Origin of the sequence: Nitrospira sp. (assembly GCA_035968315.1) — a bacterium.
Classification (GTDB): domain Bacteria; phylum Nitrospirota; class Nitrospiria; order Nitrospirales; family Nitrospiraceae; genus Nitrospira_D.
This window is the reverse complement of record JAVYIN010000007.1, coordinates 61,796-84,465: the sequence shown is the minus strand read 5'-3', so window position 1 is coordinate 84,465 and position 22,670 is coordinate 61,796. Positions and strand designations below refer to the sequence as shown.

The 22,670-nt window shown below is 60.8% G+C and carries 25 protein-coding genes; 7 read left to right on the top strand and 18 right to left on the bottom strand.

The annotated features are described in order from the left end of the window. Nucleotides 1–72: 72 nt before the first annotated feature. Genes dtd through murJ form a run of 3 tightly spaced genes read right to left on the bottom strand, consistent with a single transcriptional unit; the run spans nucleotide 73 to nucleotide 2,688 of the window. Nucleotides 73–528 (bottom strand): D-aminoacyl-tRNA deacylase, encoded by a 456-nt coding sequence (gene dtd / locus RI101_10185; protein ID MEC4890416.1) that lies wholly within the window; start codon nucleotides 526–528, stop codon nucleotides 73–75. A gap of 3 nt (nucleotides 529–531) precedes the next feature. Beyond that, a complete protein-coding gene (locus RI101_10180) occupies nucleotides 532–1,071 on the bottom strand; it encodes a methylated-DNA--[protein]-cysteine S-methyltransferase (GenBank protein MEC4890415.1) in 540 nt (179 codons plus the stop codon). A gap of 3 nt (nucleotides 1,072–1,074) precedes the next feature. Continuing rightward, nucleotides 1,075–2,688, bottom strand: coding sequence for a murein biosynthesis integral membrane protein MurJ (gene murJ, locus RI101_10175; GenBank protein ID MEC4890414.1), 1,614 nt, complete (start codon nucleotides 2,686–2,688; stop codon nucleotides 1,075–1,077). 102 nt (nucleotides 2,689–2,790) lie between these two features. Between murJ and RI101_10170 the strand changes: the two genes are divergently transcribed. From RI101_10170 to RI101_10160, 3 genes are all read left to right on the top strand, one after another. Then, nucleotides 2,791–4,173, top strand: coding sequence for a cytochrome P450 (locus RI101_10170; GenBank protein MEC4890413.1), 1,383 nt, complete (start codon nucleotides 2,791–2,793; stop codon nucleotides 4,171–4,173). Nucleotides 4,174–4,578: 405 nt separating this feature from the next. Then, complete coding sequence (locus RI101_10165; protein ID MEC4890412.1) at nucleotides 4,579–5,343, top strand: hypothetical protein; 765 nt, start codon at nucleotides 4,579–4,581, stop codon at nucleotides 5,341–5,343. A gap of 92 nt (nucleotides 5,344–5,435) precedes the next feature. Further along, nucleotides 5,436–5,795, top strand: coding sequence for a hypothetical protein (locus RI101_10160; protein ID MEC4890411.1), 360 nt, complete (start codon nucleotides 5,436–5,438; stop codon nucleotides 5,793–5,795). A 144-nt stretch (nucleotides 5,796–5,939) separates the two neighbouring features. On the opposite strand, the gene RI101_10155 is transcribed toward RI101_10160, so the two are convergent. From RI101_10155 to RI101_10145, 3 genes are read right to left on the bottom strand one after another with little or no spacing between them, the layout of a single operon-like run. Then, entirely contained in the window at nucleotides 5,940–6,602 is a 663-nt protein-coding gene (locus RI101_10155) for a TPM domain-containing protein (GenBank protein ID MEC4890410.1), read from the bottom strand. Continuing rightward, nucleotides 6,589–7,461: a TPM domain-containing protein gene (locus RI101_10150; protein MEC4890409.1), complete on the bottom strand. Its 873-nt coding sequence runs from the start codon at nucleotides 7,459–7,461 to the stop codon at nucleotides 6,589–6,591. The genes RI101_10155 and RI101_10150 overlap by 14 nt, the downstream gene beginning before the upstream one ends. Nucleotides 7,462–7,490: 29 nt before the next feature. After that, a complete protein-coding gene (locus RI101_10145; protein ID MEC4890408.1) occupies nucleotides 7,491–8,093 on the bottom strand; it encodes a LemA family protein in 603 nt (200 codons plus the stop codon). Nucleotides 8,094–8,191: 98 nt separating this feature from the next. On the opposite strand from RI101_10145, the gene RI101_10140 reads away from it, so the two are divergent. Further along, nucleotides 8,192–8,497, top strand: a complete 306-nt coding sequence (locus RI101_10140; protein MEC4890407.1) for a hypothetical protein — start codon at nucleotides 8,192–8,194, stop codon at nucleotides 8,495–8,497. On the opposite strand, the gene RI101_10135 is transcribed toward RI101_10140, so the two are convergent. Next, on the bottom strand, nucleotides 8,498–9,013 hold the full coding sequence (locus tag RI101_10135; protein MEC4890406.1) for a PilZ domain-containing protein: 516 nt from the start codon (nucleotides 9,011–9,013) through the stop codon (nucleotides 8,498–8,500). 237 nt (nucleotides 9,014–9,250) lie between these two features. On the opposite strand from RI101_10135, the gene RI101_10130 reads away from it, so the two are divergent. From RI101_10130 to RI101_10120, 3 genes are all read left to right on the top strand, one after another. Next, on the top strand, nucleotides 9,251–9,583 hold the full coding sequence (locus RI101_10130) for a PilZ domain-containing protein (GenBank protein ID MEC4890405.1): 333 nt from the start codon (nucleotides 9,251–9,253) through the stop codon (nucleotides 9,581–9,583). Between the two features lie 101 nt (nucleotides 9,584–9,684). Further along, nucleotides 9,685–10,512: a DUF6502 family protein gene (locus RI101_10125; GenBank protein ID MEC4890404.1), complete on the top strand. Its 828-nt coding sequence runs from the start codon at nucleotides 9,685–9,687 to the stop codon at nucleotides 10,510–10,512. A gap of 18 nt (nucleotides 10,513–10,530) precedes the next feature. After that, nucleotides 10,531–12,048: a DUF5666 domain-containing protein gene (locus RI101_10120; GenBank protein MEC4890403.1), complete on the top strand. Its 1,518-nt coding sequence runs from the start codon at nucleotides 10,531–10,533 to the stop codon at nucleotides 12,046–12,048. A 1-nt stretch (nucleotide 12,049) separates the two neighbouring features. On the opposite strand, the gene RI101_10115 is transcribed toward RI101_10120, so the two are convergent. Genes RI101_10115 through RI101_10065 form a run of 11 tightly spaced genes read right to left on the bottom strand, consistent with a single transcriptional unit; the run spans nucleotide 12,050 to nucleotide 22,636 of the window. Further along, nucleotides 12,050–13,363, bottom strand: coding sequence for an NAD(P)-binding domain-containing protein (locus RI101_10115; GenBank protein ID MEC4890402.1), 1,314 nt, complete (start codon nucleotides 13,361–13,363; stop codon nucleotides 12,050–12,052). Between the two features lie 14 nt (nucleotides 13,364–13,377). Further along, entirely contained in the window at nucleotides 13,378–14,655 is a 1,278-nt protein-coding gene (gene ccmI / locus RI101_10110; GenBank protein ID MEC4890401.1) for a c-type cytochrome biogenesis protein CcmI, read from the bottom strand. After that, nucleotides 14,652–15,095, bottom strand: coding sequence for a cytochrome c-type biogenesis protein (locus RI101_10105; protein MEC4890400.1), 444 nt, complete (start codon nucleotides 15,093–15,095; stop codon nucleotides 14,652–14,654). The genes ccmI and RI101_10105 overlap by 4 nt, the downstream gene beginning before the upstream one ends. 14 nt (nucleotides 15,096–15,109) lie before the next feature. Further along, nucleotides 15,110–15,637, bottom strand: coding sequence for a DsbE family thiol:disulfide interchange protein (locus RI101_10100; GenBank protein ID MEC4890399.1), 528 nt, complete (start codon nucleotides 15,635–15,637; stop codon nucleotides 15,110–15,112). Beyond that, nucleotides 15,634–17,625: a heme lyase CcmF/NrfE family subunit gene (locus RI101_10095; protein ID MEC4890398.1), complete on the bottom strand. Its 1,992-nt coding sequence runs from the start codon at nucleotides 17,623–17,625 to the stop codon at nucleotides 15,634–15,636. Before RI101_10095 ends, RI101_10100 begins: the two co-directional genes overlap by 4 nt. Further along, nucleotides 17,622–18,101 carry a cytochrome c maturation protein CcmE gene (gene ccmE / locus RI101_10090; protein ID MEC4890397.1) on the bottom strand — a complete coding sequence of 160 codons (480 nt, stop codon included), beginning with the start codon at nucleotides 18,099–18,101 and terminating at the stop codon, nucleotides 17,622–17,624. The genes RI101_10095 and ccmE overlap by 4 nt, the downstream gene beginning before the upstream one ends. Continuing rightward, the gene (gene ccmD / locus RI101_10085; GenBank protein ID MEC4890396.1) at nucleotides 18,098–18,277 is read right to left on the bottom strand and encodes a heme exporter protein CcmD; all 180 of its coding nucleotides are present in this window, start codon (nucleotides 18,275–18,277) and stop codon (nucleotides 18,098–18,100) included. Before ccmD ends, ccmE begins: the two co-directional genes overlap by 4 nt. Then, entirely contained in the window at nucleotides 18,277–19,020 is a 744-nt protein-coding gene (ccmC, locus tag RI101_10080) for a heme ABC transporter permease CcmC (GenBank protein ID MEC4890395.1), read from the bottom strand. The genes ccmD and ccmC overlap by 1 nt, the downstream gene beginning before the upstream one ends. A gap of 9 nt (nucleotides 19,021–19,029) precedes the next feature. After that, nucleotides 19,030–19,713 (bottom strand): heme exporter protein CcmB, encoded by a 684-nt coding sequence (gene ccmB, locus RI101_10075; GenBank protein MEC4890394.1) that lies wholly within the window; start codon nucleotides 19,711–19,713, stop codon nucleotides 19,030–19,032. After that, a complete protein-coding gene (ccmA, locus tag RI101_10070; protein ID MEC4890393.1) occupies nucleotides 19,710–20,330 on the bottom strand; it encodes a cytochrome c biogenesis heme-transporting ATPase CcmA in 621 nt (206 codons plus the stop codon). The genes ccmB and ccmA overlap by 4 nt, the downstream gene beginning before the upstream one ends. Before the next feature lie 2 nt (nucleotides 20,331–20,332). Next, nucleotides 20,333–22,636, bottom strand: coding sequence for a tetratricopeptide repeat protein (locus tag RI101_10065; protein ID MEC4890392.1), 2,304 nt, complete (start codon nucleotides 22,634–22,636; stop codon nucleotides 20,333–20,335). Nucleotides 22,637–22,670 lie beyond the last annotated feature (34 nt).

Sequence of the window (22,670 nt, the reverse complement as noted above, 5' to 3'; positions counted from 1 at the left end):
ATCTACACCTCGCGCCGAAGGCTGTCTTCTTAATAGATCTATCGGTTCCTCCTCCCCGGACTTGAGCCTCCCCTACGATGAGGGCCGATCCCGGCTGTCGAGCGTGAACGTGACCGGCCCGTCGTTCACGAGCGACACCTGCATATGGGCGGCAAACACCCCGGTTTCGACCGGCGTCCCCAAGGCCCGCAAGTCCGCCGCTACCTGCTCATAGAGGCGCTTGGCTTCGTCGGGAGGCGCGGCATCCTCGAAGCTGGGGCGCCGCCCGTTCGTTGTGCGGCCCAGCAGCGTGAATTGCGAGACCAGCAGAACCGACCCGCCGACATCCACCAGCGACCGGTTCATCTTCCCTTGCTCGTCGGAAAAGATTCGGAAGGTCCGGAGCTTCTCGACAAGGTAGCGGCCATCCGCCTCCCCATCGCCCTTGGCCACGCCCAAAAGCACCAGTAATCCCGTCCCAATCTTCCCGACGAGCGCCCCATCGACTTCAACTGAGGCGCTCGTGACCCGCTGAAGAATCGCCTTCATCGATCACGTCCGTCCGCGTTGCAGTTGCGCCAGCGTGCCTTCGAGCGTGAGCAGTTTGCGCTTTGTCGGCAGCCCGCCGGAAAATCCGCCCAACGTCGCATCCTGCGCCACGATGCGATGGCAGGGCACCACGATCGGCAGCGGATTGGCGCCCACCGCATTGCCGACTGCGCGGGCATACTGCGGCCCGCCCACGCGAGCGGCCACCCATTGGTAGGAACGGAGCTTCGCATAGGGCACCTGCAACAGCGTCCGCCAGACCTTGCGCTGAAAGGCGGTGCCATGGGACAGATCGAGCGGCAGGTCGAACGTCTGCCTGGTGCCCTCCAGATATTCAATCAGCTGCTGCTGCGCGGCCTTCAGCCGGGCCGTCGCCGCGCTCACGAAGGGCGGAGCGGATTGTTTGCCCAACGCATCCTCCACCGCCCGCTTCGACTTTTTCGGCAGACCAATACCGTCGATGCCCTTGTCCGTCTCCGAAATCCCCATCCAGCCCCAAGGGGACTGAAACACGATCGCTCGCCGCTGTTCTCGCTGCCCCATCCTCTAGCCTCGTGCCACTCGCCCAAGTTTCCGTTTCACCATCCCCCAGACCACATCCAATTCTTCAGACTTCAACAGCGCGTGGACCCCGAGATACCCGGTTACACTCAAGCCGATGGCCACCGTGAGCATCACCGTTTTGGCCATCCATTCATCGGGCCGGGACCAGACCTCCGCGCCTGCCGCCCACCAACAGGCCGCCACCAGCGGAAGACAGGCAAGCACCGCCCGGCCCATGGAGAGCCCGACCTTGGCCCATTCCACCCCGCCGAGCCGCCGGTTCAACACTATGATCAGGATGCCGCCATTCACCATCGCCGCCAAGGCGGTCGCCAGCGCCAACCCGGCCGCGCCGAGAAAGGACATCAGCGCCAGGGAAAACACCAGGTTGGCTCCGACCGCGATGGCCGCAGAGATGGCCGGCGTCTTGGTATCTTGCATGGAGTAGAAGGCCGCGACGATGATCCGCACTCCGCCGAAGGCCCAGAGCCCCACGGCATAACACAGGACCGCCAGGGCGGTTTCCGCCGTGTCGTGGGCGGTGAACGTCCCGTGCTCGAAAAACAGATGCACGATCGGCGTGCGCAGCAGAATCAATCCCACCATGGCCGGGAGGATGATGAAGAGGATCATGCGGAGGCCGAACCCGAACGTCGTGCGCAATTCATCCAGCGCGCCCCGCGCGGCCTGGGCCGAGAGCGTGGGCAGAATCGCCGTCGCCAAGGCGACTCCGAAGATCCCCAGCGGAAACTGAATCAGCCGCATCCCGTAAAACAGATAGGTGGGGCCTCCCGCGAAAAATGAGGCGAGAATCGTGCTCACCGTAATATTGATCTGCGTCACCGAGAGGCCCAGCAGCGAGGGAATCATCAGCCGCCCGATCCGGCGCACGCCCGGATGGCCCGGCTCCCAGCGAAAGCCGAACAGCATGCCGCGCCGTTTCAGCCCCGGCAACTGCATGGCGAATTGGGCCGCGCCGCCCGCCACCACCCCGGCCGCCACACCGAAAATCGGCTCCGGCAGCGTCGGCGACAGGAAGAAGGCGCAGCCGATGATAAAGATATTGAAGAACACCGGCGAAAAGGCCGGCGCGGCAAACGCCCGCATCGAGTTCAAAATGCCCATCGCCAGCGCGGCCATGCTGATGAACAGGAGATAGGGAAACATCAGCCGCGTCAGCAGCGTCGTCAGGCCCAGCTTCGCCGGATCACCGTGAAACCCCGGCGCCAGGAGCCAGACGATGCCCGGCGCCGCGATGAGGCCGAGCAGGGTGATGCCCGTCACAATCGTGAGCAGCGTCGTGAACACCGCGCTGGCCAGCTCCCACGCATCACGCTGGGTCTTCAGCGTTCGATATTCGGTGAAGACCGGAATGAAGGCGGAAGACATGGAGCCTTCGGCGAACAGTTCACGCAAGAGATTCGGCACGCGATAGGCCACGAAGAACGCGTCGGCCGCCGGCGTGGCCCCGAACAGGCGGGCCAGCACCATGTCGCGGATAAATCCAAGGATGCGGCTGGAGAAGGTCGCCACGCCGATCATCCCGGCGGCTTTCACCACCGAGTGATTGTCTTCTTGGGCGTTCGTCGCGGGAGGCGATCCGGCTGGAGTGGACATGGAGGCGGATTCTAGCGGAACACGTGCGGGGCGTCTATGGAATGAACCATCGTGCTCCATGACTTTGATGCCGGTACATGACTGTGCTAGGGTCCGCCGATCATGCCGGATCCGGTTCAGCCCTTCTCGCTCGTCGATGTTCCAGGCGGCGCCCCTCTGCTCGGCCACCTGCGCGCATTCAAGCAACGCCCGTTAGAGACGATGGCGGCCTGGTGGCGCCAGCACGGCGATGCCCTGCGCTTCAGGCTCGGCCCCAAGACTATCCACCTCCTCAGCCATCCCGATCTCGCCGACGAGATTCTGGTCCAGCAAGCCGACCGCTTCGTGAAAGTGTACGACCCTCGGCGGCCGGACGGCCTCGCGCTGGTCCTGGGCAATGGATTGGTGACCAGTTCCGGCGAGGTCTGGAAGCGGCACCGGCGCATCATCCAGCCGGTCTTTCACCGCTCCCGGATGGCGGCCATGGCCGACCGGATGGCGCAGGTCGGCGAGCAGCGGCTCGCCGGGTGGGCGGAGAAGGCGGGACAGCCGGTCGACATTGCCGCAGAAATGATGCAGCTGGCCCTGGAAGTGATCTCCCAAACCATGTTCACGACCAGCGTGGCCCACCATATCGATCAGATCAACCATGCCCTGCGTGTGAGCCTGAAATACGCGTTCGACTCGTTTCACAACCCGCTGCACCTGCCCCTGTGGGTGCCGACCGCGCGCAACCGTGAATTTCGCGCAGCCTTGCAGTTCATGGATGGACTGATCTATGGCTTGCTTGCCGAGCGGCGCCGAAGCGGGACACAGCATGACGACCTCCTGGATCTGCTGCTCCAGGCTCGCGATGAGGACACCGGGGCCGGGCTGAGCGATCAGGAGCTGCGCGACGAGGCCCTGACCATCTTCGCGGCAGGGCACGAGACCACCGCGAACGCGCTGGCCTGGGCGTGGTACCTCCTCGCCACCCATCCGGAGGCGAAGGCACGGTTTCACGAGGAAGTGGACCGGGTTCTTCAGGGGCGGACGCCAACCGCCGACGATCTGCCACACCTCCCCTATACACGCGCGGTATTCGATGAAGCGCTCCGGTTATATCCGCCGGCCCCGGCCATCCAGCGCAAGGCGGCGACCAACGCCACCGTCGGCGGGCTGTCACTGCCGGCCGGCGCGCTCGTCCTTGTCGGGGTGTACAACCTGCACAGGCATCCGGCCTACTGGCGCGACCCGGAACGATTTCTGCCGGAGCGATGGCTGGACGGCGAACGGCCGGCAGCCCGCTGCGCCTATCTCCCGTTCGGCGCGGGGCCGCGGGCCTGCGTGGGGACGCACTTCGCGACGGTGGAAGGGCCGCTGCTCCTGGCGCTGATCGGCCGCCGTTATGACCTGCGACTAGTCCAGGAGCACGTCGAACCTGAACTCATGGTGACCCTGCGACCCAAAGGCGGCATCCGCATGACGATCCAGCCACGGCACGCGCCGGTCAGATCCACTGCCTAACAGGCTGTTCGCTCATACCTGCTTGTGCGGACGTCTCGGGTGCGCTCGATTCAGTCGTGGATGCGGATTCTAGCGGTATAACGACAGTGCATTTATGGAATGGCACATGTGTGGGCGATCGTTGGGTCGAAACCAAGATATCACTCACCCGCTTCGCCAACACCGTATGTCAAATAGACATGGGCAAATTGAAATAACGCATAGAGGTGTCCCTTTGATGCGACGTAGGCTGCGAGATTTAAAGCCCCTCCAGTCTCAGAAACTATAAGTCCCGATAGTATCTCCTCGTTTCTTTCTTAATCGCTTACAGAAAGGGCACAGGTACGGGAAGAACCGATCAATCCTGATCAGACACGATAGCTCTGCCACAGTTTAGCCACACTATTCTGTAGTATGCTTCTCTGCATGAATCAGTCGAAAAATGCCTGCAGATTGTGCCTGCAGGACAAAAACCTAATTAAGGCCCACATCATTCCAGAAGGTTTCTTCCGACTGCTCAGGCACGAAAATATTGCGCCTGTATTGCATAGCAATACTCCGGGGAGTTTTCCGAAACGAATGCAGGTCGGTACGTATGATTCGACCATCCTGTGTTCGGAGTGCGACGGGAAGATGGCGCCATGGGATGATTATGGTCAGCAGATACTAATTCGCCAATTTCCTGAAGCAATTAAATTGTCACTGCAAGGAAAAACTGTTGCTTGGGAAATGGAGAAATTCGACTATCGAAGGTTGAAGCTCTTTTTTATGTCGGTACTATGGCGAGCCTCTGTATCAAAGCAAACCTTTTACAAGAGGATTTCGATCGGGCCATTTGAGGATCGGTTGAGAACCATGATCCTGAATGAAGATCCTGGTGACACACAGGAGTTTGTTGTTGTTCTTGCACGGTTTGAGGATGTTGAGATCACTGCCATGCTTGATCCTCACCCGGAAAAATTCGACGGCATCTCGTTTTGTCGATTCTATCTGTCTGGGTTTGTGGCTTACATCAAGGTGGATCAGAGGCCAACCCCTAGCTTTTTGACGGACCTTCGGTTGCAGGAGGGCAGGCCCCTAGTCATCCTTGCTCGTTCTGTTCGGAATAGCCCTGATGGACGTGTCATGCGAGAGCTAGCCGAAAGAGCTCTGTCTCATCAAGAAAATCGGAAGAGACGCACGAAACTTTGAAATAATCAAACCAAGCGTGGGATTGCACAATCGCATCAGAGAGTACGTGGAGCTAAATTTAGGATCGGCAGAAAAGAGTGAAGGGAGTGAATATGGCAAAGAAGAAAAAGAACGACCGTATCCCTGAATTGGTAACGGCATCCAGGCTGCTTCTAGCGGTTAAGATGAAAGCCACCACTGGCGAGCGAGCAGCCGCTTTTCTAGCCGCAGCTGCTGCGGAGCTCCTTTCGATCTCGGGAGGGGGGATAGACATAGCCCAACACAGTGAACGATTCGCGACCTATCTCGATCAGCCAGAAGTCAAGATAGGTCACGCCTGGGGGGACGCGCTTATCGACGCTGGCCCCCTCTGCGCAGCCTCCGTGGTGATGCGCCTGGCGAAAAATATTTCTTCGTCTAAAGAATTATTGAAGATTGATCGTAAAGATTTCGAGGCTCGTGAGGAGCACTGACTAGTTCCAGGTGGTCTGAGCCGATAAGCAGCCGGCCAGAGCTTAAGGCCTCCACATTCGCAGCTTTGAGTATGGCCTTGAATCATATTCTAAGGACACCCGATCGCTTATGTATCGAACAAAGCTTTTGATGGCTCAAACCTTCTATCCTTCCTGAATCGGTTCATCCGGCAATTCGTTGGGGTTGTTGCCGGGGCGGCCGGGGCAGGCTTCGGCAAGCACCGCACCACAGGCGGCGACGGCTTGCGCCAATCCTTCGGCAATGTTCCCGCCCTGCAACCGCTCCACCGCCGCTTGTACCACCTGCTGCCATCGTTCCGCCGACACCAGCCCCGCTAAGGAACGATCCGGCAAGACGTAGATCTGCCGCTCCAAGATCGACAGCATGATCAACACGCCGGTGCGCTCACGCGTCTGCGAGACGGCCTGTTGCGCAAAGGCCCGCTCGGCTCTCAGCACGACCTTGTGCCGCATGCGAGCGGGGGAGGTGAGCAGGCGGATGACCGGCGGCCACGTCCCGATCCAGGTCCCGCCCACATAGGCGAGCGTGACGGCGAGCACCAGCCAGGCGGCATTCGAGGCGTGCCAGCCCCAAGGCACCCAGGAGACCTCGATGGTCAGTAACGCAGCCAAGGTGGCCAACGCGGCGATCAGCCCCACCCAATGTTGAGCGTCGCGGTAGAGCCCGGACCGGGCGACGATCATCGGCACGATTTCCGCGTTGGTCCGCTGCTCGGCTGCATGGACTGCCTGCCGGATGCGCTCCCGCTCTGCTGCCGACAACGCGGCCTGTTTACCAGTCGCCACTGGCGCCTCCTCCTCCAAAATCGCCGCCCCCGCCGCTGAATCCTCCTCCACCTCCGAACCCGCCGCCTCCCCATCCTCCGCCCCTGCTGCTGTAGGAGGTCCAGTCGTCAAAGCCACGGCCACCGCGGCCCGACATTGCAGTCCCTAAGAACAGAACCACCAGTAAGGTGACCAGGCCCGTGACGATGGCCGGAATCAGCCAGGGAGACAGCCACAGAGCGAGGCCGGTGCCAGCCAGAGCGCCGACGACACGATTCACATTCGAGAGGGCCAAGCCAAACACCACGCCGATGAGCAGGGCCACGAGGATCTGACCAACCATGTCCTCGCCGCCGGCCTGTCCCGCTGGCCGCTCAGGCGCCTGATAGGTGCCTTCGATGGTCTTCAGAATCGCCTCAATCCCGGCAGTCACTCCGCCTGGCAGATCGCCCGCACGAAATCGCGGCACAATCTCGTGCCGAATAATTTGCGCCGACCTGGCATCGGTCAAGGTCCCCTCCAGGCCATAGCCCACTTCGATCCGGACCTTGCGTTCTTTCAAGGCGACCAGCAACAGCACCCCATTGTCCGTCCCCTTCTGACCGAGCTTCCAGGTGGTGGCCACCTGATGGGAAAAGGGCTCGAACGGTTCGCCTTCGAGGGAGGGCAGAATGAGGACGGCGACTTGATTGCTGGTCTTCGCCTCATGAGCCGCGAGGCTGGCGGTGAGGGATTCGACCGTGGCCGCTGGGAGCACATGGGACGGATCGACGACGCGGCCTGTGAGGGCTGGCACCTCCAGCGCCCAGGCCGAGGCGGCCCAGAGCACGAGGCCCAGACACAACATGAGCCGCGCCGGCTCAGGCCAGACACGGCTCATGGTAAACGTCCTCATGATCGACGCAATTCCTAAAATTTGACTTCCGGCGGCTTGGCCACCGCTTTTTCATCCGCCACGGTGAAATTCGGCTTTTCCTCCAGATGGAGCAGGAATTTCGCCGTGAGATTGGTCGGGAAGTAGCGAACCATTTTGTTGTACTCCGCCACCCGGTCGATGTAGCGCTTGCGCGCGACAGCAATGCGGTTCTCCGTCCCTTCGAGCTGGCTCTGGAGATCGCGGAAGTTTTGATCCGCCTTCAAGGTGGGATAGTTTTCCGCCACCGCTAAAAGCCGCCCCAATGCCGAGGTCAACCCGGCCTGCGATTTCTGAAACTGTTCAAACGCTGCCGGATTTTTCAGAGTCTCCGGCGTCACTTGCACACTCGTGGCGCTGGCACGCGCCTGCACGACGCCTTCGAGCGTTTCCTTCTCGTGTTCGGCGTAGCCCTTCACGGTCGCCACGAGGTTGGGAATGAGGTCCGCCCGGCGCTGGTATTGGTTAATGACCTCGCTCCAGGCCGCCTTGGTATCTTCATCCAGCCCTTGGAGATCGTTATAGCCGCACCCGGATACCAGGCCCGCGCAGACCATCACAACCGCCAGTAACCCATTCGTCCACCTCTTGCGTGTCATCAGACCCTCCTTCGGCAAAGACGGACGCTCTTGTCGTCCGAACTAGCGATCATGCTACCATGGCCATAGTCATTAAGATATGTGAGTCAAGAGGTCTTATGTCGCTGGAACGGTCGTCCCATCTGCCAGGCGGGTTTCAGGTGCGGCACCGCACGCTGGGCATCTATCAGGGCAGCGCCATCGAGCTGGCCTTCTGGCACCCCTCCTCGGGAATGCCGGAATACGGCCTCTGCCGCTTCTCTACGGAAACGAACGCCCAGGCCCTGATCGAATTTCTCTGCTCGCCGCTCTGTGGGGAACCGATGGAGCGGCAGGACTTCGCCATCGAACCCTACGATCTGGACGAACACAACCGCTTACTGGATGAGCATCCCCTTCCCTCTGCTTGGGAATCGCCGCAGTAACTAGCGTGCCAGACTGTGGGTCATCTCTCTGGATGAGAGGGGGCTCGAATGGGCGTGAATGAAACTCTGAAGGCGTTTATCGTCCTGCGCTTTGCGGAGGAATTTGAAGGCAATGCCGCGTGGGCCTACCGAACGCACCATCGCCGCCACTTCGAGCGGAGGGTCTTGGTCGGAAATCGCCACCTGCAAATAGAAGATGTCATCGATGTGAACTTGCGTCTCGCTCTGGATGACACAGCCCCCCATTGAGAGATCCAGCACCGTGCCTTCCCCCCTGATTTTCCCGCCTGAAAACGAGAGAAATAGCCGCACCGGGATGCGGAAATGCTCGCGACGGTCGGCCGGCGGTTTCGCCTCATTGAAGCTCAGCCGAAAAGTCAGAAACCGAAACCTGCAGTCCTGGCAATGAAACGGCGCAATCCCCAGCCACGACGCCACATGCTCGCGCAGCGACTGCGGATAGGAACGGAGCACGCGGTCCGTTTGACATTGCGGGCAGGTGAGCCGTTGAGCCATTGTGAATGGTATCCTTGCCAGGTGCCTGCGGAAGGCCAACGCCTTATGTGCCCACTATAGATGGCTTTCCCCCTCAGTCAAGCGGAATGCCAACTCATGCAAGGCGCCGGCTCATGGCGCAGTACAGGGGGCCGCCCTCCCCCCCGGTTCACTGGCAGGCGGATAAAACCCCGAAGTTTCTTGTCTCTCACCACCATTCGGACGATGATGGGCCGGTATCCTGAGGGTTTGCATCACATGTCCCTTCGTGCCCAGTCCACCCCTATCCCAGACCGCCGTCAACACCCCCGGGTAGTCACGGCATTTCAGGCCGCCTTTACCACGCCGGATGGCGAGACTGGAGAGGGCACGGCCATTGATCTCTCCACCGGCGGCTGCAAGTTCCATAGCCTCTCTCCGCTCATTCTGCACGCACAGATCGAGATCCAGATCTTCGTTCCCGGAGAACATATTCCCATCACCGTGCCGATGGGCCTGGTCCGTTGGGCCGAGGGCACCACGTACGGCGTGGAATTTCTGCAACTCACCGAGGCCAGCCGGCAACTGATCCAGCGCCTCTCCGGCCTCTAGCTGGATGCTGAACGGTCCGCGCGAGTTTTTCCGCAGCCTGTCATGCACAAACAGGCCTCTCGCCGATTGCTTTTGGCCAAAACGTGGGACTATATTCCCATATGCCCAAAGCCAAGCCCGTGCAGGCCTTGTCCGCCGCAACCCTCACATTGCTGCGCCCGCTGGCAAGAATCCTGCTCCGAAACAGCGTCTCCCACCAGACATTCGCCGAACTGGCGAAACAGGCCTATGTCGAGGTCGCGCTGAAGGAATTTGGCATTCCGGGGAAGAAACAGACGACCTCGCGCATCGCGATTCTGACCGGACTGACGCGGAAAGAGGTGCAGCGCTTGCTGGCCGCCCCGGGAGGAGCCGAGCAGAATGCGACGGAGGAATATCATCGGGCGGCCCGCGTGATTACCGGCTGGGTCCGCGACCCGGATTTTGGGGACGGCAAAGGCCATCCGCTTCCGTTGCGCCTGAACGACCGGCGCGCGTCATTCAGCGAGCTGGTCAAACGCTATAGCGGAGACATTCCGGTGCGCGCCATGCTGGACGAACTCCTGCGTGTCGGCGCCGTCAAACAGATGAAGGATGGACGGATCTGCCTCCTCACCCACGCCTATGTGCCGCAGAAAGGGACGGCCGAAAAACTCCAGGTCCTCGGCACGGATACCGCCGACTTGATCGGCACCATCGACCATAACGTGCACCAAAATCCGTCCAAGGCCCGCTTCCAGCGGAAAGTGATGTACGACAATGTTCCCGTCGAAGCGGCCCAGGCATTTCACATCCTTGCATCGGCCCAAGGCCAGGAACTTCTGGAAGCCCTCGACCGGTGGCTCTCCCAACGGGATCGCGATGTGAATCCCGCGATCAACGGCACCGGCCGGGTCCGTGTCGGCCTGGGGATCTACCATTTTGAAGAACGGCTCGATCAAGAACCCTGAGGCCTCGCCCAAAGCTGTATGACTCGTCAATCACCCAATGCCAGCATGCGGATTAAACCCTTACGCACTTCTCTTGTCCTGCTGGGGCTCTTCTTGTCTCTCGCTGCGTGCGGACCCGCCGCCCCAGGACCGCAGGCCGGTGGCGGGATCGGCGGCACCGGATCCGTGGCCACGGTCTCCTCAGGCCCGGTGACGAAATTCGGCAGCGTCTTTGTATCCGGCACCGAATACGATAATACCAATGCCCTCTATTGCATCGACCGCGAGCCCTGCAGTTCCGAGAATCGGGTGAAGCTCGGCATGATCGTGCTCATCAACGGCACTCGCACGACCTCCGCAGGCACGACACAGCCCCCGACACGCATCGCCGACAAAATTATCTATGAAGAAACCGTCGAAGGCGCCGTGCAAGCCGTGTCTCCGGACGGTCTCAGCCTGGTCGTGCTCGGACAAGTCGTCTCGGTGAATCAGAAAACGGAAATTGACCTATCCCTCCAGGGTGCGGCTCCTCATACTCTTAATCCAACAGCCGTGCTGAATACCGTTGTGGAGATCAGCGGCTTCGTAACCGGAGATGGGACTATTCTCGCCACGCTGATTCAGCCCCATACCGGCATCCCCCATTATGAGATTGAAGGGATCGTGAAAAACCACACCCCCTCGGCCAACACGTTTGAGATCGGGGAGCTGGTGGTGGACTACTCACTCGCGGACATCAGCTCCATGCCCGCACTGGCCAACCAACTCCAGACATGGGACGGCCTGGTGGTCTTCGCCAACGGCGATCGGTGGAGTCCAGGCGGGCCAGGCCCCTATGGAGCCAGGATGATCGCGACGAACGTGAAACCGAGATACCTCGGGGTTTCAAACAGTGACGATACCGAAGTCGAAGACTTCGTCACCCGTGTCGACGGACCAGGCGATTTCTATCTCAACAACGTGCATGTCCGGGTAAGTGCGGGCGCGACCTTCGAGGGTGGATCGCTCGGCAACATCATGGCCGGCACGCATCTGGACGTGCATGGTTCCCTGATCGGCGGCGTCCTGAATGCAACAAAGGTGGCGTTCGAGGGTGAGACGGAACTGCAAGGGAATGTAGCGGCCCTCAATTCAACCGATAACTCGTTAACGCTCGCCGGTTTGCCAGGCCTCACGATCCTCTTCGACCGCAACACGGACCTTCACGGCGAAGGCGATCCCCGTTCTCTCCTCAACCTGCGCAACGGCGACCACCTCCATCTTCACGGAACCGTGCTGAATAATACGGCCATCCTGGCGACGGAAGTGGAACGCACCTCTCCCTCCTCTGCGGTGCAGGTGCGCGGCCGCATCACATCCGCGGCTGCTCCATGGGTGGTTCTGCTCGGATCAGCGATCGACACATCGAACATTCCCGAGAGTGGATTCAGTGGGCCCAATGGCGCCACAGGACGAAGCAGCTTTTTTTCCGGGCTCTCCAGCGGGAAGACCGTCGCCCTCCGCGGGACGACACTGAACACCACCGTCACCTGGACGAGCGCCCGCCGAGACAATTGATTCAGCGCGCGATTGCTTGCCCATAATAGGTGTCCACCATGACACCAATGTCTTTCAGCATCGGCGTTGGAAGCGTGCCGCCGGCGCACACGATCACGGCCTCGTTCTTCAACGTGATGTCTTTCCCCTCGTGGACAAGCGTCACCGTCTCCTTCCCGATTTCTTTCACGTTGGCATTCAGATACACCGTGAGCCTCTTTCCCTCCACGGCTTGTCTAACCTGCTGGCGGTTCTTGTCTTTGGGCTGGGTATAGATGGCATCGTTGCGGCAGGAAATCGTGACGGTGGTCCCTCGTTCGGCGGCAATCGCCAAGGCCGCTTCCGCCGCGCTGTCGCCACCTCCAACCACCAACACATGCTGCCCCCGGTATTGTTCCGCATCGATCAGGCGGTACACCACCTTCGGCTGCTCTTCGCCCGGCACACCCAGTTTACGCGGCGTCCCACGCCGCCCGATCGCAAGGAGCACATTCCTCGTTTTGTAACTCTGCTTTGATGTTTTCACGAGGAAGCCCTTGTCTACCTTGTCAATCGCCTCCATCCGCTCCGAGAATCTGATTTTCAATCCCGTCTTGCGAATCGCGCCATTCCAAAACTCCAGGAGTTCTTCCTTGCTGATTTCGTGGCGATCGAACTTCCCGATAATCGGCAAATTCATCGGCGCCGTCATGGCTAGTTTCCGACGGGGAAAATGGTAGACGGTGCCGCCCAATCCATCCTCCTGTTCAACCGTCACGAACCGAAGATTCGCCTCTTTTGCCGCCAGCGACGCGGAGAGACCGGCTGGTCCTGACCCCACGATCACCACATCCAGCTGATCGCCGGCCCCCTTGTATTGACGAAGAGACTCGATGGCCCGGGCTCCCTGATCGACGCCCTTGCGGATCAATCCCATGCCACCCAGCTCGCCGGCGATATAGATGCCCGGCACATTCGTCTCAAACGTCGGCTTCACCTGTGGGATGTCGATGCCGCGCTTTTCCGTCCCAAACACCAGCGAGATGGCTTCGACTGGACAGGCCGACTCGCAGGCCCCGTGCCCAATACAATGGTCGGGCTCCACCAGCACCGCCTTCCCTCTGACAATCCCCAGCGCATGTTCGGGACAGGCCTTCACGCAGGCCCCGGAGCCGATGCACTTGTTGGTATCGATGACCGGGTGCAAGGTCAGCGGTTCAGGAATCTTCGCCTTGACCGTTTCAGCCAGACGGGCACGGTAGTGGCGTTCCTTCTTCCGATGGCGGCGGGAATAGAGGACGAGCGCGATCACGAACGGCACAAGATAGAGCAGCGCGGTCAGGACGGTGTGGGACATCGGGTCCTCCCGGACTACGGCACTTCTTGATCGATGACGACCGTGACCTGCTTGGCGCCCGGTTTCACCGGCTGGCTCATCCCCTGCAAATCGCCGCTCGACGCCTTCGCCTCTCCGGACTTGGAGAGCCGCGCCACGATCACCACGCTCCCCACATCGGAGAGTGTTCTCGACGGCATAGGACTGGTCGAGTCATCGAGCGTGAACGTAAAGGGTAGCTCTTTCTTCGTCGCGCGCACGATCGACACCGGCATGGGCGGACCATTCATTTCTCGGGCGAAGACGAAGAGGGTATCGGTCGGCGCGCCTTTCGCCGCGAGAGCGGGCGCCAGGGTCACCATGCCGCTGATGGCGGCTGCCTGCCCGCTTGGCTTCGATGGCGCCACGGAGGTTCCTGCTACATTCGCGGCTGCGGGCTTCCCGGCCGCCAGCCCTTTCGCCTCGGTGATCGCGGCCAGCAGTTCCTGCTTCGCCTCACTGTCCACATCGGCGGAAAGGTTCGCCTGGGCCCGCTCCCAATATTGCGCCGCTTGACCGAACTCCCGTCGATCGAATGCGATAGTGCCAGCCAGCATCAAGGACTTCACATGCTTCGGATCGATCTTCAGCGCCTGCTGAATTAACTGCTCCGGCTTCCCGTTTAGCGTGCGGCCCTGCAGCATCCCGAGCGCGTCGGCATAGTCGGCAAGCAACTGGGGATCGTCAGGTATCAGCGTCATGGCCTTCTCGTATATCGGCACCGCATCGGCATGCCGGCCGATTTCCGCATAGGATCGTGCCAGGAGCGCCCATCCCACACCGTCGTTCGGATTCTGCTCCAGCTTCTTCTTCAATTTTTCTGACAGCGCGTCGAGCCCCTCCGATGTTTGATGATCGGAGTCGTCCCTCCCTTGCGCGACCGGCGAAGAGGCCGTGGGATGGGTGATCGCCAGCGGATTGCCCAGCTTCCAGTACAACACTCCGCCAAGCGTCGGAATGACGACCGCCAGAGCCACGGCAATCGCCAGGCGATTGACCGGCTGCCGTGTCGCCGCAGGAGTCGGCGCGACCGGCCCGGTCTCTTCCAACAGCCGGCGTTCCAGCTCTCGCTTGGACTGTTGATACTGTTCGTCCGTCAACGCCGCATGCCGATGGTCTTGCTCCAATTCGGCGAATTGCTGGCGATAGACCGACAGGGTTTTTTCCCCCTCTTCCTGCGCGGTCGATTCCTGCCGCTTGAGTATGGGCCAGAGCAGCAAGCCGAGCACGAGGAGCGTCATGGCCCAGGCGATCAACCAAAATACGAGCGTCATGATCGTTTCTCTCCGTGTGACAAGAGCTGTTCGACTCGTCTGTGCTCTTCCTCGGTCACCGGCGCATCCGTCACCGCCTGTCCGCGGCGCCGCAACACCAGCACGAGCGCCATCCCGCCTCCCGCGAGCAAGAGAAAGGGCCCGATCCAGAGGAGGGTGGTGGTGGCTTTCACCGGCGGCCGGTAGAGGACGAAGTCGCCATACCGCTGCACGAGAAAGTCGATGATCTCCTGGTCGCTCATGTTCTTGGCGATCATCTCCCGCACCTCGCGCCGCAAATCTTCCGCGAGCGGAGCATTCGAGTCCGCCAGGGTTTGGTTTTGGCAGACCAGGCACCGGAGTTCGACGGCCAGATGCTTCAGCCGCGCCTCAGCCACCGGGTCCTCGGCCAACGGCTTGGCTTCCCCAGCCCAGGCCAGCGCCGGGAGCAGCAGAGCCATGCACACCAGCCATCTCATTGTGCTTGCAGCTCCTTGACCAGCGGCAGGATCGTCTTGGCGACCACCTCGTCATCCAAGGGTCCGATCTGTTTGTAGCGAATGACGCCCTGCTTATCGATCACATAGGTTTCGGGCACCCCGTACACGCCGTAATCGATGCCGATCCGCCCCTCTGCGTCAACGGCCGTCACGGGATAGGGATTCCCCTGCCGCCGCAGCCAGCTCAGAGCATCCTCGCGGCGATCCTTATAGTCCATGCCATAGATCGGCACATTCCCCGCCTGCGCCATGCGCATCAGGACCGGATGTTCTTCCTTGCAGCCGCCGCACCAGGACGCCCACACATTTAACAGCCACACCTGGCCGGTCATATCAGACGGAGCGAAGGTCTTCTCTTGATCGTGCAATTGCGGCAGGCGAAACGCCGGAGCCGGCTTTCCGACCAACGGGGACGGCACTTCCCTGGGGTTCAGGGTCAGTCCGACCGCCAGGAATCCCACCAGTACTGCAAAGATGGCCAAAGGCAGTAGAAACCGTTTCATGCCACACGCTTGCTCAGAGGGTGACGCGCCTCCGGCTCCTCTGGCCGTTCCCGGCGCCAGGCCAGCCGATACCGTCGATCGCTCACGGCCAACAGGCCGCCCAGTGCCATGATCAAGCACCCGCCCCAAATCCAATCCACACAGGGTTTATGGTAGAGCCGCACGCTCCAGGCGCCAGCCGCGAGCGGCTCGCCCAATGAGACATACAGGTCACGCCACAGGCCTGAATCGATCGCGGCTTCGGTCATGGTTTGATTTTGAACGGAGTAGAGCCGCTTCTCCGGATACATCACCGTGACATCACGCCCGTCCTTGGTCACATGGAAGGTGCCGCGCGCCGCCCGGTAGTTCGGCCCTTTCACGTCCTGCGCCCCGTCGAATCGGAAGGTGTAGCCGCCGATCGTCGCCGTCTCCCCGACATTCATTCGCAGATCCTGCTCCACCTCAAACCCTTTGACCATCGTCACGCCGACAATAAAAACGGCGATGCCGCAATGCGCGAGCACCATGCCCCAATAGGCCCGAGGAAGAGCCGCCAGCCCGCTCACGAGCGTCGTGCCGGCAAGATGGCTCGCTCGTTCCCGAAGGTTCACGAGAGTCGTCGTCACAATCCATGCCGGCAACAGCAGCCCCAGGCTGAGAAGCGGCGTCCACTTGCCCAGCGCCAATGGCAGCAGCAGGGCGGTCACCACACTGGCCCCGAAGGCCCAGCGCAGACGCATGGCCAAATCCGGCAGGCTCGCCTTCTTCCATTGCGCGATGGGACCGATCCCCATCAGAAAGAGGGCGGGCGTCATGAGCGGGACGAACACCGTATCGAAATAGGGGGGACCGACGGAAATCTTGCCTAATCCCAACGCATCCAGAAACAGCGGGTACAAGGTCCCCAACAGCACCGATCCCATGGCCACAACCAGCAACACATTGTTAGCCAGGAGCATCGACTCACGCGAGACGAGATCGAATCCCCCGCCCAACCCCACACGCGGCGCCCGCCAGGCATAGAGCAGCAGCGACCCGCCGATGACGACCGCCAGGAACGCCAGAATGAAGAGTCCGCGCTTCGGATCCGTCGCAAAGGCATGGACCGACGTCAGGACACCGGAGCGCACCAGGAATGTCCCGAGCAGGCTCAGGGAAAATGCCATGATCGCCAGCAAGACCGTCCAGACCTTGAACCCGCCCCGTTTATCCGTGACGGCGAGCGAATGCATCAATGCCGTTCCGGCCAGCCAGGGCATAAATGACGCATTTTCAACTGGATCCCAAAACCACCAGCCGCCCCAGCCCAGTTCGTAGTAGGCCCAGCCGCTGCCCAGCGCGATGCCGACCGTCAGGAAACACCAGGCCACCGTCGTCCAGGGGCGCGACCAGCGGGCCCAGGCCGCATCGAGATTGCCCCCCAGCAACGCCGCAATGGCAAAGGCGAAGGCCACGGAGAATCCGACATAGCCCATATAAAGCATCGGCGGGTGCATGACCATGCCGGGATCTTGCAGCAGAGGATTCAGATCACGGCCATCGGGCGCGGCGGGAATCAATCGCTCAAACGGATTCGACACGGTCAACATGAACAGAAGAAACCCCACGCTGACCAAGCCCATCACCCCGAGAATCCGCGCGCGCATCGTCTCCGGCAGATGGGTGGAGAACAGCGTCACGGCGAACATCCAGAGCGTCAGGATGAAGGTCCACAACAGCAGGGAGCCTTCGTGCGCGCCCCAGATGGCGGCAAGCCGATAATGCAGCGGCAATTGCGAGTTGGCATTGGCCGCGACATAGAGGACCGAAAAATCTTTGTCGGCAAAGGCGTAGCCGAGGCAACAGAAAGCGGTCAAGACCAACAGAAACTGCGTGCGCGCCGCCGGTTTCGCGACGGACATCAAGACCGGACTCCCGGCCGCGGCGCCATAGATGGGCAGGATTCCCTGCACCAACGCCACACAGAGCGCGAGGATCAAGGCAAAATGGCCGACTTCAGGAATCATGGGCCAGTCCTCTCCGGCGGCGCCGTCAGCGTGGTGCTGCTCTGCGCGCCGGACTTCTTCGCTTTCGCAATGGCCTCAGCTGCTTCGGGCGGCATGTAATTCTCATCGTGCTTGGCCAACACTTCGGTGGCGACAAAGGTACCGTCAGCCCCTAACTGCCCCTGCGCCACCGCGCCCTTTCCTTCCTTGAACAAATCCGGAAGAATGCCCTTATAGGTGACAGGAATGCGTTTCACCGTGTCTGTCACAATGAAATGCACCGTGAGGCCATCGCCCTCGCGAGCCAGCGTCCCCGCTTCGACCAAGCCGCCGATGCGGAAACTCCGCCCCTTCGGAGCTTCTCCGTTCGCCACCTGCGTCGGCGTGAAAAAGAACACGAGATTGGAATTGAAGGCGTTCAGCACCAAGGCCGCGGCGATGCCCAACGCCACCAGGCCAAGACCGATCATGGAAAAACGTGTGTGTCTCGGTGTCATGATGCGATGTCCATCGATGCGGATGATGGAGCCAGTGCGGCGCGGGCCGCCGCCTGTCGCCGACGAAGGGCAAGGATTTCCCCTATGAGGCAGACCGCCGTCATCCCGAACGACGGCCACACATACATTCCATACCCGCCCATCGCCAGAAACTCGCTGAGGCTCTGCCACTGCATCAGGCTCCCCTCTCCGTCTGCACCCAGGAGGCGTGCCGCTCACGTTCAAGAATGATGCACCGGACACGCATCAGCGTGACCGCCGCGCTGTACAGCCACATTCCCACCGCCATGATCCCCATCGCTGCCAGCATCGTCGCCGCCATCTTGGGCGCCGCGGTCATGCTGATCGACGCGCCTTGATGGAGCGTATTCCACCAGCGCACGGAGAAATAAATGATCGGCACATTCACGACACCCACCAGGGCCAGCACGGCGCTCGCGCGGTCGGCGCGCCGGAGATCGTCGATCGAGGCGTGGAGCAGCATCACCCCGGCATATTGGAAGAGCAGGATCAGTTCGGAGGTCAGCCGTGCATCCCACACCCACCAGGCCCCCCACGTCGGTTTCCCCCAGAAGGCCCCGGTGAACAGAGCCAGGAACGTGAACAGCGCCCCGGTCGGAGCAATCGCCTGGGCCATCATAAACGACGGGCGCGCCTTCAATCCCAGCCCCACGGCCGCCCACCCCGCCATTACGACATAGAGAAACATGGACATCCAGGCTGCCGGCACATGCACAAAAATAATGCGGTATGAATCGCCTTGCTGGAAGTCGGTCGGCGCCACCAGCAATCCCATATACAGGCCTGCCAGGATACACGCGGCTGACAAGACCGCGAGCCAGGGAATCAGGTTCCCGGCAAACGGGTACAGCGCCTGTGGCGAAGACCACTGAAACCAGTTGATACGATCCCTCTTCATCCCGTGATCTTACTCCACCGCGATCCGCAACGCCGCCGCGGTCGCCCAGGGTGCAAACGGAACCGCCAGCACGGCACAGGCCCCCAGCAGCGAAAGATGTCCCTCTGCTCCCATGCCCGCCTCACTGCTCGCCACAGCCCCCGCGCCGAATATGAGGACCGGCACGAACAGGGGCAGCACCAGCAGCGCGCTCAAGAGATGGCTTCCTCGAACTCCCAACGTGAGCGCCGCGCCGATCGCCCCCACCAGACTCAAGGTCGGAGTTCCGAGCAGGAGGGATAGGCTCAGAATCACGATCGCCTCCCCGCTTAACCCGAACTGAAGCCCGATCAATGGAGACAGCACCACAACCGGCAGCCCCGCCACAAGCCAATGGGCGGCAATTTTCCCGAACACGAGCGCGGCCAATGGCTGCGGGACCAACATCATCTGCTCAAGCGTCCCATCTTGGTAATCGACCGAAAACAATCGCCCGAGTGACAACAGACTGGAGAGGAGAGCCGCAATCCACAACACGCCCGGCGCAATCGTCCGCAAGACGGCAGGTTCCGGCCCCACGCCCAACGGAAACAGACTGGCCACGATCACAAAAAAGAAGAGCGTGGTCGCGAGATCCGCACGGCGGCGCCAGGCCAGCAGCAGGTCGCGCCGCATCAGACTCAGCACTGTCGCCATCATCCCTGATGAAGTCATTCGCCAAGCCTGAGCTGCTGGACAACAGACTCATCCAGCCCGATCGCCTGATGCGTGGCCACCACCACCAGCCCTCCCTGTGCGACATGCTGCTGTAATCGGTCCCGAAGCAACCGGGAGGACTGCGCATCCAGCGCCGTCAACGGCTCGTCCAGCACCCAGAGCAGTTGCTCGCTGCACCAGAGGCGGGCCAGCGCCACCCGGCGCTTCTGCCCTTCCGACAGCACTTTGGCCGGTAACTGATGACAGGAGGAGCCGAGCCCGACGGAATCCAAGGCCGCACGCACAGCCTCGCTTGTGACCGCATGGCCGGCAATGTGCAGCGCCGCCTGCACGTTCTCCATCGGACTCAATTCGTCTTTCAGGCCGTTGCGATGACCGATATAGAGGACGTGGGACACGAAACGCTCACGCTGCTCGGCAATGTCCCGGCCTTGCCAACGGATCGTCCCATGATCCGGCGTCGTCAACCCGCAGAGAGCCCGCAGGAAGGTGGTCTTGCCGCACCCGTTCGGCCCTTCGACCGACAACAGTCGTCCGGCCGGCAGCGATAGGCTCAAGGGCCCGAACAGCGTCCGATCCCCACGATGACAACTGAGCTCAGCGATATCCAGCATCGTTAAGAAAAATCCCACCGCAGCCCGAGAAAAAAGAACTCGCGCGTCGTCGAGTCCTTCTGAGCGGGGCTTGTCGTGAACGTTTTTTCGACACCGGCCGACCCTTCGATCGTCCAGCTATTCAAGAACCGATAATCCATCCGGATCGTCGGCGTGACACGATACAACTCAACGTGAAGGTCATCCTTTTGGTGATACAAAATCACGAACGTGTCGAACTGCCACTGCGGCCCCAACCGAGCCAAGGTATTGAGCGTCAGCGACTGGCCGCGGTAGGCCGGGCTTGCGATGTAACTGGCATTGGCCACGAACGTCGTGCTCTCGAACGGAAAATTCGCGCCAATCGCCTGTGCGGTATAGGTCCAGATATTGCCAGTCCCGGGAAGAGCTTGCAAGGTGCAGGGCGCATCCGTCGTCGCATTCGGATTGAGGAAGAGGGTGCTCGTCCCCGGCAAAATGACCAAACAATTCGACTGTCCGGTTCCGGATATGCGGTTGAGACGGACATCTCCGCCCACTTGCCATTGCGTCGTGACCGCGCGGAGCATGCCGAGCATGAACAGATCGCTGGTCGCCGTCACGGCGGCGGCTTGTGCCCGCAACAAATCCGCGTTGGTGGAATTGATATGATCCAGGGAGGCGCCCGGCACACTGTAGAGCGCATTGGTCGTCTGCAGATAGGGCGTTTTGCGATGGTCAGCCAGGACCGTGACGGTGGTGCCTTCAGTCACCCAGCTGCCATTGAGCATCGCCACATTGAGCACCCCATAGGACACATCGTAGTCGACCAGGCCAAACGCATTCTTGCCGTTCGAAGCATAGCGCACCTCGGTCCCCACCGCACGGCGATCGACCACGCCGTTCACCATCTGATTGATATAGTAGACATTTCCGCTCCAGGCCTGCCCCAAAGGCCCGATATCGACATTGGCACCGTAAAAATAGCGTTTTACATCCGCGCGGAAATTTCGCGGATCGTCGGGCACATAGTTCGAGCTAAGACTGAATTGCCTTGGCTGGCCCGCGATCAGATTGAGATTCAGGAACTGCGGAACCGCCGTATAGCGTGCCCACACTCCATCGAATCGAAAATCGAGCACCCCACCCGTGTTACCAGGCTGGCGGCCCACACGGAAGAAATACGAATCTTGGCTGGAATGCTCTAGATACATGGCACGAAGACGGTTGACATTGCGCCGCACCTCTGTGTCCGCTAAGAGGTCGTAGGTTTGGGTGCCCCGCACGACGATTTTGGTATCGTATTCGTCCTTCCGATACCGGCCGGTGACGTCAAATGCGGACTGCAGCATCGACTGATCCTGCTGATTGAATTTCGTGGTCGTATTGGCGGTCTTGTCCGTAATCTTCGTCTGCGAATAGCCGCCATAATAATATTCGTATATGCTGCCATAGACGCGCATTTCGTCGATCTTCTTCGCCGGCTTCTTCACCTTGCCCTGGGCAATGGCCTGCTGAAGATCCGCCAGCGCCGCAACTCGTTGCCGCACCCGCACGGCGCCTTCCCCGTCGGGATAGATTTTCAAATAATGTTCATACTCGGCCTTGGCCTTGCCGATATCCCCGGTCTGCTCCCGAGCCACTCCGATCATTTCTTGCGCCTCGCGGGATTGCCGGTTTGGCGGAAGATTAAGCGCGGCATTATAAATCATGACCGCCTTCTCATATTCTTCGGCCGCCTGTGCGGCACGCCCCAAGGCCATGAGATCCTCGGCATATGTTTCAATATCTGTCCCCGCCTGAAACGGTGGAATATCGAAAGTCTGCTTCGGCCCCTTGGCTGCCGGCGCGATGGCCGGCGGCCTGTTCACTTCCGGTGGAGCCGGCGGCGGGAGAACCGGCCGATCCAACTTGACCGCGATGACGATGCGGCTGGCGCTCCTCATATCCCGCTGGCTGATTCGAAACCGAACCGGCTTGTCGAATCGAATCGAGAGGCCGTTCGTGGCCTGATCGGGAAAGGTGACCGAGAACTTCGGCACGAGATCGCTTGGAGGCGAGGCCGCCAGTTCCCGCGCAAACCTTCTGGATCGATCAAGATCTGGAAAGTCGAGGAAGATCCTGATGAGATCGCCCTTTTCAGACGGAGTGTGACGCAAATACAGCGCGCGGGTATTGAACACAATGTGAATCTCGGCCACCCCGGGTGTCTCGACGATCTCGATGCGATCAAGGACCTGGGCAGAAGCAGAATCAGGCGCCGCGACACATGAGACGGCCAGCAGTCCCACGAGGAACAGCCCCCACACCACAAGACGCCACCCGCTGGAATAGCTGACCCGCAACACACGCTCCCCTAGAGTGTGAACGATGGGCCAGGGA

What these genes read in the sequence shown, in the direction of transcription:
- ccmC (MEC4890395.1), bottom strand. Translation starts at nt 19,020, where the DNA reads ATGAAGAGGGATCGTATCAACTGGTTTCAGTGGTCTTCGCCACAGGCG.
- RI101_10140 (MEC4890407.1), top strand. Translation starts at nt 8,192, where the DNA reads ATGTCGCTGGAACGGTCGTCCCATCTGCCAGGCGGGTTTCAGGTGCGG.
- RI101_10095 (MEC4890398.1), bottom strand. Translation starts at nt 17,625, where the DNA reads ATGATTCCTGAAGTCGGCCATTTTGCCTTGATCCTCGCGCTCTGTGTG.
- RI101_10160 (MEC4890411.1), top strand. Translation starts at nt 5,436, where the DNA reads ATGGCAAAGAAGAAAAAGAACGACCGTATCCCTGAATTGGTAACGGCA.
- RI101_10120 (MEC4890403.1), top strand. Translation starts at nt 10,531, where the DNA reads ATGACTCGTCAATCACCCAATGCCAGCATGCGGATTAAACCCTTACGC.
- RI101_10135 (MEC4890406.1), bottom strand. Translation starts at nt 9,013, where the DNA reads ATGGCTCAACGGCTCACCTGCCCGCAATGTCAAACGGACCGCGTGCTC.
- ccmD (MEC4890396.1), bottom strand. Translation starts at nt 18,277, where the DNA reads ATGCAGTGGCAGAGCCTCAGCGAGTTTCTGGCGATGGGCGGGTATGGA.
- RI101_10105 (MEC4890400.1), bottom strand. Translation starts at nt 15,095, where the DNA reads ATGGCTCTGCTGCTCCCGGCGCTGGCCTGGGCTGGGGAAGCCAAGCCG.
- ccmA (MEC4890393.1), bottom strand. Translation starts at nt 20,330, where the DNA reads ATGCTGGATATCGCTGAGCTCAGTTGTCATCGTGGGGATCGGACGCTG.
- RI101_10125 (MEC4890404.1), top strand. Translation starts at nt 9,685, where the DNA reads ATGCCCAAAGCCAAGCCCGTGCAGGCCTTGTCCGCCGCAACCCTCACA.
- RI101_10145 (MEC4890408.1), bottom strand. Translation starts at nt 8,093, where the DNA reads ATGACACGCAAGAGGTGGACGAATGGGTTACTGGCGGTTGTGATGGTC.
- RI101_10115 (MEC4890402.1), bottom strand. Translation starts at nt 13,363, where the DNA reads ATGTCCCACACCGTCCTGACCGCGCTGCTCTATCTTGTGCCGTTCGTG.
- RI101_10180 (MEC4890415.1), bottom strand. Translation starts at nt 1,071, where the DNA reads ATGGGGCAGCGAGAACAGCGGCGAGCGATCGTGTTTCAGTCCCCTTGG.
- RI101_10170 (MEC4890413.1), top strand. Translation starts at nt 2,791, where the DNA reads ATGCCGGATCCGGTTCAGCCCTTCTCGCTCGTCGATGTTCCAGGCGGC.
- ccmI (MEC4890401.1), bottom strand. Translation starts at nt 14,655, where the DNA reads ATGACGCTCGTATTTTGGTTGATCGCCTGGGCCATGACGCTCCTCGTG.
- ccmE (MEC4890397.1), bottom strand. Translation starts at nt 18,101, where the DNA reads ATGACACCGAGACACACACGTTTTTCCATGATCGGTCTTGGCCTGGTG.
- RI101_10130 (MEC4890405.1), top strand. Translation starts at nt 9,251, where the DNA reads ATGTCCCTTCGTGCCCAGTCCACCCCTATCCCAGACCGCCGTCAACAC.
- RI101_10100 (MEC4890399.1), bottom strand. Translation starts at nt 15,637, where the DNA reads ATGAAACGGTTTCTACTGCCTTTGGCCATCTTTGCAGTACTGGTGGGA.
- RI101_10165 (MEC4890412.1), top strand. Translation starts at nt 4,579, where the DNA reads ATGAATCAGTCGAAAAATGCCTGCAGATTGTGCCTGCAGGACAAAAAC.
- dtd (MEC4890416.1), bottom strand. Translation starts at nt 528, where the DNA reads ATGAAGGCGATTCTTCAGCGGGTCACGAGCGCCTCAGTTGAAGTCGAT.
- RI101_10150 (MEC4890409.1), bottom strand. Translation starts at nt 7,461, where the DNA reads ATGAGCCGTGTCTGGCCTGAGCCGGCGCGGCTCATGTTGTGTCTGGGC.
- murJ (MEC4890414.1), bottom strand. Translation starts at nt 2,688, where the DNA reads ATGTCCACTCCAGCCGGATCGCCTCCCGCGACGAACGCCCAAGAAGAC.
- ccmB (MEC4890394.1), bottom strand. Translation starts at nt 19,713, where the DNA reads ATGACTTCATCAGGGATGATGGCGACAGTGCTGAGTCTGATGCGGCGC.